Source organism: Streptomyces sp. NRRL S-495, from assembly GCF_000966955.1.
GTDB lineage: Bacteria > Actinomycetota > Actinomycetes > Streptomycetales > Streptomycetaceae > Kitasatospora > Kitasatospora purpeofusca.
Window position 1 is genome coordinate 1 of the sequence record NZ_JZWY01000718.1, and the last position, 10,736, is coordinate 10,736.

A 10,736-nucleotide genomic window follows, 5' to 3' on the forward strand; every position below is an offset into this window, starting at 1 on the left:
ACATCCTCTGACGGTTGTCCGACCCCGGTTACCGGGCCCCGTCGCCGTCGAGGCGGCGGGGCCCTCGGTGTGTCCGGGGGCTTGGCTTCTGCTGAGGAGGCTCAGCCCTGTTCCGGGGCGGGGCGGCCCGGGTCGAGGGGAGGGGCCGGCCGGCCCGGGGCCAGAGGTGGGGCCGGGTGGCCGGGATCGAGGGGCGGGGCGTTGGTGCCGCAGGCGTAGCGGCAGTCCGGTTCGGCCACCGGGTGGTGGTCCTCCGGGGCCAGGACGTTGCCGTGGACGGTGGCCAGGGCCGTGAGTCCGCCCGCCACGAGCAGTCCGGCGCAGATCAGCATCGCGGTGTGGAAGGCGGAGTCGACCGCCGACGGCACCTGGTAGGCGTCGCCGCTCAGACCCGCCAGCGCGGGCAGTGCGGCGACCGCCAGCAGACCGGCCGCCCGGGCCGCGGCGTTGTTGACCCCGCTCGCGATGCCCGCGTGCCGCACCTCGACCGCCGCCAGCACGGTCGCGGTCAGCGGTGCGACCAGCAGCACCATCCCGCTCCCCATCACCGCGACGGCGGGCAGCACGTCCGTCCAGTAGGAGGCGTCGGGCCCGATCCGCAGCATCAGCAGCACGCCCACCGCGCACAGCAGCGGGCCGACGGTGAGCGGCAGCCGGGGGCCGATCCGTTTGCCCAGCCGGCCCGCCCGGGCGGAGAGCGCCAGCATGATCACGGTGATCGGCACCAGCGCCAGTCCGGAGACCAGCGGGGAGAAGCCGGAGACGATCTGCAGCTGGACGACCAGGAGGAAGAAGACCCCGCTGAACGCCGCGTACACGGCGAGGGTGACCAGGTTGACGGCGGTGAACAGCCGTGAGGAGAACAGGCCCAGCGGCAGCATCGGCTCCGGGGTGCGGCGCTCGACCACGATGAAGGCGGCGCCGAGCAGGAGGCCGGCCGTGCCGGTGACCCAGACCGTGGCGGAGAGTCCGCCCCCGGCGGCGGTCAGCGCATAGGTGATCGAGCCGAGCGCGAGGGCGGCCAGCACCGCGCCGAGCACGTCGAAGCGTCCGGTCGAGCTCTCGTCCCGGCTCTCCGGGACGTGCCGGGCGGCCACCGCGATCACCATCGCGGCCAGCGGCAGGTTCAGCAGGAAGATCCAGCGCCAGCCCGGGCCGTCCACCAGCCAGCCGCCGAGGAACGGGCCGACCGCCGCCGACACCCCGCCGAGGCCGGACCAGAGGCCGACCGCCGCCGAGCGGTCGTCCGGATGGAACACCGCCTGGAGCATCGCCAGCGAGCCCGGGGTGAGCAGCGCTCCGCCGATGCCCTGCACGGCGCGGGCCGCGATCAGCACCTCGATGGTCGGCGCGGCGGCGCAGGCAGCCGACGCGGCGGCGAACCAGACCACGCCCAGCAGGAAGATCCGGCGACGTCCGTACCGGTCGCCGAGCGCGCCGCCGAGCAGGATCAGGCCCGCCAGGGTGAGCAGATAGGCGTTGAGCGTCCATTGCAGGGCGTCGAGTTGGGCGCCGAGATCGGTGCCGATCCGGGGCAGTGCGACGTTCACGACGGTTCCGTCGAGCATCGCCATGCTGGAACCGAGCACCGTCGCCAGAAGTACCCAGCGACCCTGCGCGGTGCCCAACCGCAGGGTGCCTGCATCGGTGGTGGTCACGGCCCATGGTGGGGCTCCCGGGGCCGAAGTGACAAGGGTCACCGGGGGTGTGTCGGGGATGTCCGTTCCGTGAGTGATCGTGTGCGCACTGATGACGACATCGGCGGAGGGTGGCGGATCACGTGCGCGCAGTGAATGGATTGTGTGCGTACTGTGCATATCCCTGATGCGGAGCGTCACGGTGTTCCGGACTTTGGTCCCGGGTTCCGGAGATCGACATTGCTTCACCCGAACGGATGGGTTTTAGTTCAGCGACCGCCCGGCGTCAGCCCGGGTGGCCACCGGGTGGAACGCCTAGTCCTGCCGCTGCCCGGTGGTTCGCAACGAACTCTGTACGGCAGGAGCGGGGGACCCACAGGTAAGTCGCCGGACCCGAATTGACGGTCCGGCTTGGGGTGAAGCCGCATTTCTCTGCGGCCGGGCAACTCCAGCCCGAACCCGACAGCTCACCTCGCAGGCGTCGGAGAGGACAGCTTCCATGCCCGCACAGGCACGTCGTATCGCCATGCCCCGCGCCGTCCGCATCGGCATCGCCACCGCCGTCACCGGCGCCGCCTTCGCCCTTCCGCTGGTGACCACCGTCACCGCCCAGGCGCACGAGGCCCCGGCCGCCGGCCACACGCAGCAGAGCAGCACCTGGACCGGCGCCGCCAGCGTCGACGCCGCGCCGGCTGCCGCCGAGAACGCTCCGGCTGCCCCGGCTGCCGCCGCCACTCCCGCCGCCGAGGCCGCGCCGGCCGCTCCGGTCGACTACAAGGTCGTCGGCGGGGACACCCTGTCGAAGATCGCCGACGCGAAGAACGTCGAGGGTGGCTGGAAGGCGCTGTTCGAGCACAACCGCTCGGTCATCGGCGCCAACCCGAACCTCATCTTCCCGGGTCAGCACCTCGCGCTCGGCGCCAAGGCCGCCGAGGCCGCGAAGCCCGCCGCCCCGGCCGAGGCCGCCAAGCCGGCCGCCCCCGCCGCCAAGGCGCAGACCTCGCAGGACTCGGTGAAGCCGGCCGCTCCGGCCGCGAAGCCGGCGGCCCCGGCTGCCAAGCCCGCCGCCAAGCCGGCTGCCCAGCCCGCCGTTCAGGCTGTCGTCGCCCCGGTCGCGAAGCCGGCCACCGCGGCTCCGGTCGCCGCCACCTCCGGCTTCTTCGCCCCGCTGGCCAACCCGAAGCTCGGCACCGCCTACGGCGTGGCCGGCTCGATGTGGGCCTCCGGCCACCACACCGGCGCCGACTTCGTCGCTGCCACCGGCACCCCGCTGCGCGCGGTCGCGGCCGGCACCGTGGTGAAGGCCGGCAACGGCGGCGCCTACGGCAACGAGGTCGAGATCAAGCTCGCCGACGGCAAGTACGCCGAGTACGCGCACCTGTCCTCGATCGGCGTGTCCATCGGTCAGACCGTCACCGCCGGCCAGCAGATCGGCCTCTCCGGTGCGACCGGCAACGTGACCGGCCCGCACCTGCACTTCGAGATCCGCACCGGCTCGGAGTACGGCTCGGACATCGACCCGATCGCCTACCTGCGGGCGCACGGCGTCGCGATCTGACCCTCGGTCGGATCATCTGCCACCGCTGGGTGCGGGGCGAAAACGACCTCCCGGAATGGTCATGTCGGGTGACCGCTGGACCGGGTGGACGCCGCACCTGAGCGGATCGACGGGCGCGGGACACGCCCGTCCTGCCGGCCGGCCCGGCTCGCGAGATCTTTCTCGTGGGCCGGGCCGGCCGTCGTCGTACCGGGGTCCGCTGCGGTGGAGTTGACCGCGCGTCAGTGTCCTTTCGGGGAAGGCCGGTTCGGCTTCCGGTGGGTTCAGGACCGGTAGGCGGCCGGCTCCTGCTCGGCTGCGGCCAGCAGTTGGTGCACCCGGTGGCCGAACTCGTCGGCGTCGCGGGCCGGTTCGAGGAAGACCAGCCGGACGTCGCGGTGGCCGTACGGGTGGTCCAGGCGGAGCACCAGACCGTACCGGTCGAGCGCGAGCGGGCGGATGTCGGGACGGTCGGCGAGCAGTTCCGGGTCGAGCAGCCGGGTGAGTACGGCGAGCGCGTCGGGGTGGTCGTCGGCGAGGTGGGTGAGCAGTCCGGCCTCGTAGCGGGCCAGCGGGTCGGGGGCGGCCGCCGCGAGGTCGGCGCCGGTGATCGCGGTGGTGCCGTACGGGGTCGAGAGCACGGCGTGCGCGACGTCCAGGCGGAGGTGCACGCTCAGGCCGTCGTCGGCGAGGTGAGTGAGGTGGAGCCGCCCGGCCAGGGTGAGACGCCCGCGGACCCGGTCACGGACGGCCACCGGGGCGATGTCGGTGAGGTCGAGCACGACGGCGAGGCCGTCCTGCTCGCGGGCGGCGGCGGAGGTCACCGGGGAGTCGAGCGGCGCGCGCAGCCGGAGCCGGGAGCCGTGCACCGAGACGGGGGTGGAGAGTTCGTGCTGCTCGCCGCCGGCGCGGAGGACCACCGAGGAGGTAGCGGTCAGCAGGCTGCCGATCCGTTCGGCGGCGGTGGGCTCGGGAATCTCGGCATCGTGCTGCGGGTGCGGGCTCATGGGATCGGGACCTCCGGCGGACGAGCTGACCTTGTAGTTAGGTGAGCCTAACCTAATGATTCAGGGGGGCGAGGGCAAGGTGTCGCCAGGGTGGGGCGGACCGGGAGTGCGCGAAGGGTTCCGATTCGGAGTCCGGGTGCTCCTGGTGGGGATGAGGCTTTCGGGGTAGGCGGCAGTCAGCAGACTACCGATCAGATCGGTGTCGACGGGCTCGGAAATCTCGATGCTGTGCGGGTGTGGGGCGCGGGCTCGAGGCCAAAAGCGCACGAATCGGGCGATGATTAGGCAAGCCTTGCCTTGTTGTCGGTGAGATGGTGACCGGGTGCTGGTGCGGCAGGGTCGGACATGCGCGAAGGGCCCCGACGCGGAGTCGGGGCCCTTCCGGTGCGGACGGTGCGTGCGGGAAGCTGCTACAGATCGTCAGGCGGTCTGGGGGAGTGGTTTCGGTGTCGTTGACAGGCGAGTGAGGCAAGGACGACGGTTCTGGCCAAGGACAGCCCAAGCGTCAGTCAGGCGGAGGGTCGGACCCCGAGCGGTGCCATCTACATGCTCACTGTCAGGCGAGGACCGCCTGGGCGTCGATCTCCACGAGCATCGGCTCCTGCGGGAGCTCGCAGAAGATCGTGGTCCGGCAGGGCTTCACGCCGCCCGGCGGGATGTTCTCCTCGATGAACTCGGCGTAGACCTCGTTCATCAGCGGGAAGTCGGCGCGCTTGGTGAGGTACACGCGGAACATCACCACGTCCTCGACGGTCGCGCCGCCCGCCTCGACGATCGCCTTGACGTTCTCCAGCGTGCGGCGGGTCTGCGCCTTCACGTCGCCGTGGTGGAGGTACTCGCCGGTGGCCGGGTCCTGCGGGCCCTGGCCGGACACCTGGAGGATCGGGCCCTTGCGGACGCCCTGGGAGAACATCCAGGCCGGGGCGGGGGCGCCGTCGGTACGGATCTCGGTCTTGTCGTTCTGGACGCTCATGCGTGCTCACTTCCTCGACGGGGGAGGGCGGTAGGGGCTGTCGGTGGTGCGGGGCTGTCGGTGGTGCGGTGGTGCGGTGGTTGTCGGCGGCGCGGGGAGGGGTCAGTGGCGTGGAGGCTGGCCGCAGTCGGCGGAGATCGCCCGCGTGGTGGCGAGCAGTTGGGGCAGCAGCTCCAGCACCTGCTCGTAGGGGAGCACGACATCCGGGACGGAGATCGAGGCGGCGGCGACCACTCGGCCGGTGGCGTCGCGGATCGGCGCGGCCACGCAGTTGATGAACGCCTCGTGCTCGGCGTGGTCCTGTGCCCAGCCCTGGGCGGCGACCTTCTCCAACTCGGCCAGCAGCGCCTCGGGCGTGGTGAGGGTGCGCGCGGTGTGCGGGGTGAAGTCGATGCCGGCCACCACCCGCCGCCGTTCGGGCGTGGGCAGGTCGGCGAGCAGCACCTTGGACACCGCGGCGCTGTGCAGGGCGGCCCGGAGACCGATCCGCGAGTACATCCGCACCGGGTGCCGGGAGTCGTACTTGTCGATGTAGACCACCTCGCCACCCTCGTACGCGGCCAGGTGCACGGTCTGGCCGGTGCCGGCGTTCAGTTCGGCGAGGTGCGGCGCGGCGATCCGGCGGACTCCGCGCTGTTCCAGGGCGAGCCCCGAGAGCGCGAACAGTCCGGCGCCCAGGTGGTAGCGGTATCCGGCGTCGCGGTAGACGAATCGTTCCTCTTCGAGACTCTGGAGCAGCCGGAGCACGGTCGTCTTGTGCACGCCGAGCACCTCGGCCAACTGGTCCAGGGAGCGCTCGCCCTCGCCGAGTTCGGCGAGGATGCGCAGGGCGCGGGTGACGGTCTGGCTCATGGCGCTCCAAGGGCCGGGGTGGCGGCCGGTCGAGGGTCGGGGGCACCGCCCCCTGGTGCGACGGGCGCGGAGCGGGGGGTGGGGGAGGCGTGTGCGGTGGTGGGCGAGGGGGTGGGGGAGGGGGTGCGGGACGGGGACGGGGGCGGGAGCGGTGGGTCGGTGGGGGAGGCGTATGTGCTGGTGGGCGCCGAGGGGAGCGCAGGGGACACGATGCCATCCGCCGGCCGCCCAGGCCTCGGGCGAGGCGTCGAGCAGGGCGCTGACCACCGAATCGGGCGGTAGCTCGGCCTGGTCCGCGTGGGTGGTCAGCGCGCAAGCCGCGCTCAGATGGCCCAGTCGCAGGCGGCGCCGCTGGTCGAGGCCGCGCACGGTGCCGGCCAGGTAGCCGGCGGCGAAGGCGTCGCCCGCACCGGTGGCCTCGACCACCTCGACCGTCAGGGCCGGTTCGGCGACGGTCGTGCCGTCCCGCCCGATCGCGGTGACCAGCCGGGCCTCGTCCTTGACCACGACCGTGGCCGGCGACGGGAAGAGGCGGCGCAGGGCGTGCGGCTCCCCGGTGCCGAAGGCGGCCTCGGCCTCGTCGGCGCCGAGCAGGAGCAGGTCGGCCGCGTCCAGCAGGGGTGGCAGCGCCGAGAGGTCACGGTCGCGCCAGAGCGCCGGACGCCAGTTGAGGTCGAAGCTGACCAGTCGGCCGGGGCGGCGCTCCGCCAGCAGCGCGCGGAGCAGGGCGAGGCAGTCGTCGGAGAGCGCGGCGGTGATGCCGGACAGGTGGAGCAGCCGGGCCCCGGCCAGCAGCCGGGCGGCCGTCGGGTCGTCCAGCAGTTCGGGGGAGAGGGCGGCCGCCGCCGAACCGCGGCGGTGGTAGTGCAGCCGGCTCCGCCCCGGGCCGAGGTCGTGGCGGTCGCCGGTGGTGCCGCCGACCTCCTTGAGGTAGACGCCGGTCGGGCGGTTCGGGTCGACCGCGACGGCGGAGACGTCCACCCCGCGGGCGGTCAGTTCGCCGAGGAGGCGGCGGCCGAAGCCGTCGTCACCGACCCGGCTGATCCAGGCGCTCGGCACGCCCAGGGCGGTCAGGGCGCCGGCCACATTGGACTCGGCGCCGCCGACGGAGAGTCGGAAGTTCTCCACGGACTCCAGCGGGCCCGCGCGGTCTGGGAGGAGCACGGCCATCGACTCGCCCACGCAGACGGCCAGGGGGGTGGGGGGCGTGGGGGGTGTGACGGGTGTCTGTGCCTGTGTCTGGGGCGGTGTCTGGGGCGGTGTCGCTGTCTGGGGCGGGGACGGCTCCGGGGTGGCGGGTGTGTGGTGCGGTGCGGCCGTCGGATCGCCGGGCGACGGGGTGGCCTCGCTCGCGGCGGCGTCCTGGCGTGGCATCTGCTGGGCTCCTCGGAGTACTGCGGCCCGGCCGGGTGGGGGTGCTGCGGCGAGCCTGGCTGACCCGCGTGCGGCGGGCGGCTGTCGTTGACCTTCGTCCGGCGCCGATGCTAGAACCGTGTTGCCAGCATGTGCAACCCTCATTGCACATGTTGCAACATGGCAGATGGAGGAAGACAGTGGACCAGACCTTCGCGAGCAGTGTCGGCGACGGCAGTGGGAGTGGCAGCGCCGGCAGCGGTCGTGGCGGCAGTGGTCGTGGTGGCAGCGGTAGTGGTGGTGACCGCCCGGGTGGTGGTGGTCCGGGCATCGACGCCGGTGCGGTGGCGGCACTCGCCGAGGAGGTGCTCGACTGGCGGTTCAAGGCGCTGCCGTCGGCTGCCGACGGCTTGACCGTCCGCCAGTACCTGGCCACCGGACCCACCCTGGCCGACCTCGGCACCCCGCTGCTCACGCTCGACGAGGGCGCGCTCGACCACAACCTGCGCACCATGGCCCGCTGGTGCGCGGACGCCGGCATGGCGCTCGCCCCGCACGGCAAGACCACCATGGCCCCCGCGCTCTGGCAGGCGCAGTTGGACGCGGGCAGCCACGGCATCACCCTCGCCAACCTGCCGCAGCTTCGGGTCGCTCGCGCCTTCGGCGTGCGGCGGCTGCTGCTCGCCAACTCCCTGCTCGACCCGGCGGGCCTGCGTTGGCTGGCGGGAGAGCTTGCCGCCGACGCCGACTTCGCCTTCGCCTGCTGGGTCGACTCGGTGGAGAGCGTCCGGCTGATGGACGAGGCACTGCGCGCGGCCGGCGCCGAGCGTCCGGTCGAGGTGCTGGTCGAACTCGGCGGCCCCGGTGGTCGCACCGGCGCACGCACCGTCGACGGGGCGGTGGAGATCGCGGATGCCGTCCGCCGCGCGCCGACCCTCCGGCTGGCCGGCATCGGCGGGTACGAGGGTGCGTTGGCGCACGACGCGAGCGAGGGCGGGCTCGGCACCGTGCGCGGGTACCTGCGGTCGCTGGCCGAGTTGCACGGGCGGCTGGCCAGGCGGTACGCGGAGGACGCCGCGCCCGTGGTCACGGCCGGTGGCAGCGCCTACTTCGACCTGGTGGCCGAGGAGCTGGGGGCGCTGCCGGAGGCCTTCGTGGTGCTGCGCTCGGGCGCGTACCTCGCGCACGACGACGGTTTCTACCGGGGGATCTCGCCGCTCGCCCGGGGGGCTGAGGAGTCGGGGGCCGGTGGTGGCGGGGCACTGCGCGGGGCGCTGCACGGATGGGCGCGAGTGGTGTCCCGGCCGGAGCCGCAGCTGGCGCTGCTGGACGCGGGCAAGCGCGACCTGCCGTTCGACGAGGGCATGCCGGAACCGCACCTGGTCCGGGGCGGGGCGGAGTTGACGGGCACGGCTGCACGGATCACCGCGCTCAACGACCAGCACGCCTTCCTCCGGGACGCGGGCGACCTCGCGCCGGTCGGCGCCGTGCTGCGGCTCGGCATCTCGCACCCGTGCACCGCCTTCGACAAGTGGACGCTGATCCCGGTACTGGACGATGCCTCGGCGGCCGAGCCGAAGGTGACCGGGCTGGTCAGGACGTTCTTCTGATGAGTGCCAGGGACGGTGCGAGCGTGCTGTTCCGTGGCGCCACGGTGGTGGACGGCACGGGTGCCGGGCGCTACCGGGCGGACGTGCGGATCGCCGGCGGGGTGATCGTCGAGGTCGGGGCGCCGGGTGGGTCGGGTGCGGCGGGCACCCGTAGTGCAGGTGGTGTGAGCCGGTCGGGGGCGGGGAGCGCCGGTAGTGCTGGTGGCGTGGGCCGGTCGGGTGCTGGTGCGGCGCGGACGGTCGACGCGGACGGGCTGGTCCTGGCGCCCGGGTTCATCGACATGCACGCCCACTCCGACCTCGCCCTGCTCCGCGAACCGGAGCACCCGGCCAAGGTCACCCAGGGTGTGACCTGCGAGGTCCTCGGCCAGGACGGCCTCTCCTACGCGCCGGTCGACGACACCACCCTGCCCGCGCTCCGCCGTCAGATCGCCGGCTGGAACGGGGACCCGGACGACCTCGACTGGGACTGGCGCACCGTCGGCGGCTACCTGGACCGGCTGGACCGGACCGGTCCCGCCGTCAACGCCTGCTACCTGGTGCCGCACGGCTCGCTGCGCATGCTCGCGATGGGCTGGGAGAACCGGGCCCCGAGCGCCGCCGAACTCGACCGGATGCGCGAGCTGTTGGCGCAGGGGCTGGTCGAGGGCGCGGTCGGGATGTCGAGCGGCCTGACGTACACCCCGGGGATGTACGCCGGAACGGCCGAGCTGGTCGAACTCTGCCGGGTCGTCGCCGGCTTCGGAGGCTTCCACGCCCCCCACCAACGCTCCTACGGGGCAGGCGCGTTGGAGGGCTACGCGGAGATGGTCGAGATCGCCAGGCGGTCCGGCTGCCCGCTCCATCTCACCCACGCCACCATGAACTTCGGCGTCAACGAGGGCCGCGCCGGTGAGCTGCTGGCCCTGCTCGACCGCGCCCTCGACGACGGCGTTGACCTCACCCTGGACAGCTATCCCTACCTGCCAGGATCCACCACCCTGGCCGCCCTGCTGCCCAGTTGGGCCACCGAAGGCGGACCGCAGGCCACCCTGGCGCGCCTCGGCGACCCGGTCGCGCGCGAGCGGATCCGGTACGAGGTGGAGGAGAAGGGCAGCGACGGCTGCCACGGCGTGGTCACCGACTGGACCACCATCCAGCTCTCCGGCGTCCGAGCCCCCGAACTCGCCGACGCGGTCGGCCGGACCGTCGCCGAACTCGCCGCCGAGCAGGGCCGGAGCGGCACCGAGGTCTTCCTCGATCTGCTGCTCCGCGACGAGTTGGCCACCACCATCCTCCAGCACGTCGGCCACGAGGCGAACGTCCGGGCGATCATGCGCCACCGCGTGCACACCGTCGGCAGCGACGGGCTGTTGGTCGGCGCGCGCCCGCATCCGCGGGCCTGGGGGACCTTCCCCCGCTACCTGGCCCGGTACGTCCGCGAGTCCGGCGTGCTCACGCTGGAGGAGGCGGTCGCCCGGATGACCGGTCGGCCCGCGGCCCGGTTGCGGTTGCACCGGCGCGGACGGATCGCCCCCGGGTTCCACGCCGATCTGGTTCTCTTCGACCCCGAGCGGGTCCAGGACGCCGCCACCTTCGAGCAGCCGAGGCGGCCCGCCGTCGGTGTGGAACACGTCTACGTGAACGGTGTGGCCGTGGTGGAGCAGGGTCGCACCACGGGCGCGCGGCCAGGTCGGGCGCTGCGCCGGACGGGGCGCGGAGCGGAGGCGATATGACGGCCGCGTGCTGTGGAGCCGAACCCGCGGGTGGCGGGTGGCGGGTGGCGGG

The 10,736-nt window shown here is 73.3% G+C and carries 7 protein-coding genes and 1 riboswitch; of the genes, 3 read left to right on the forward strand and 4 right to left on the reverse strand.

Annotated features, from left to right (window positions below; translation table 11 throughout):
* Positions 1-101: 101 nt before the first annotated feature.
* Positions 102-1,658, reverse strand: a complete 1,557-nt coding sequence (locus tag VR45_RS31710) for an MFS transporter (RefSeq protein WP_045943327.1) — start codon at positions 1,656-1,658, stop codon at positions 102-104.
* Between the two features lie 311 nt (positions 1,659-1,969).
* Positions 1,970-2,133: riboswitch (cyclic di-AMP (ydaO/yuaA leader) on the forward strand.
* 3 nt (positions 2,134-2,136) lie between these two features.
* On the opposite strand from VR45_RS31710, the gene VR45_RS31715 reads away from it, so the two are divergent.
* A complete protein-coding gene (locus tag VR45_RS31715) occupies positions 2,137-3,195 on the forward strand; it encodes a LysM peptidoglycan-binding domain-containing M23 family metallopeptidase (protein WP_045943328.1) in 1,059 nt (352 codons plus the stop codon).
* Between the two features lie 263 nt (positions 3,196-3,458).
* Here VR45_RS31715 and VR45_RS31720 read toward each other — a convergent pair whose 3' ends face one another.
* From VR45_RS31720 to VR45_RS50740, 3 genes are all read right to left on the reverse strand, one after another.
* Positions 3,459-4,181, reverse strand: a complete 723-nt coding sequence (locus VR45_RS31720) for a DUF2470 domain-containing protein (RefSeq protein ID WP_045943329.1) — start codon at positions 4,179-4,181, stop codon at positions 3,459-3,461.
* Between the two features lie 556 nt (positions 4,182-4,737).
* The gene (locus tag VR45_RS31725; protein WP_045943330.1) at positions 4,738-5,154 is read right to left on the reverse strand and encodes a RidA family protein; all 417 of its coding nucleotides are present in this window, start codon (positions 5,152-5,154) and stop codon (positions 4,738-4,740) included.
* Between the two features lie 102 nt (positions 5,155-5,256).
* Entirely contained in the window at positions 5,257-7,524 is a 2,268-nt protein-coding gene (locus VR45_RS50740) for a PfkB family carbohydrate kinase (RefSeq protein ID WP_353612731.1), read from the reverse strand.
* Between the two features lie 35 nt (positions 7,525-7,559).
* Here VR45_RS50740 and VR45_RS31740 point away from each other — a divergent pair, with 35 nt between their 5' ends.
* Positions 7,560-8,969 (forward strand): alanine racemase, encoded by a 1,410-nt coding sequence (locus VR45_RS31740; protein ID WP_234326358.1) that lies wholly within the window; start codon positions 7,560-7,562, stop codon positions 8,967-8,969.
* Entirely contained in the window at positions 8,969-10,684 is a 1,716-nt protein-coding gene (locus tag VR45_RS31745) for a D-aminoacylase (RefSeq protein WP_045943331.1), read from the forward strand. The genes VR45_RS31740 and VR45_RS31745 overlap by 1 nt, the downstream gene beginning before the upstream one ends.
* The last annotated feature ends 52 nt before the right edge of the window (positions 10,685-10,736 follow it).

Bases quoted from the DNA above. Each gene is read 5' to 3' on its own strand.
- VR45_RS31715 (WP_045943328.1), top strand. From the start codon at position 2,137: ATGCCCGCACAGGCACGTCGTATCGCCATGCCCCGCGCCGTCCGCATC.
- VR45_RS31720 (WP_045943329.1), bottom strand. From the start codon at position 4,181: ATGAGCCCGCACCCGCAGCACGATGCCGAGATTCCCGAGCCCACCGCC.
- VR45_RS31725 (WP_045943330.1), bottom strand. From the start codon at position 5,154: ATGAGCGTCCAGAACGACAAGACCGAGATCCGTACCGACGGCGCCCCC.
- VR45_RS50740 (WP_353612731.1), bottom strand. From the start codon at position 7,524: ATGAGGGTTGCACATGCTGGCAACACGGTTCTAGCATCGGCGCCGGAC.
- VR45_RS31745 (WP_045943331.1), top strand. From the start codon at position 8,969: ATGAGTGCCAGGGACGGTGCGAGCGTGCTGTTCCGTGGCGCCACGGTG.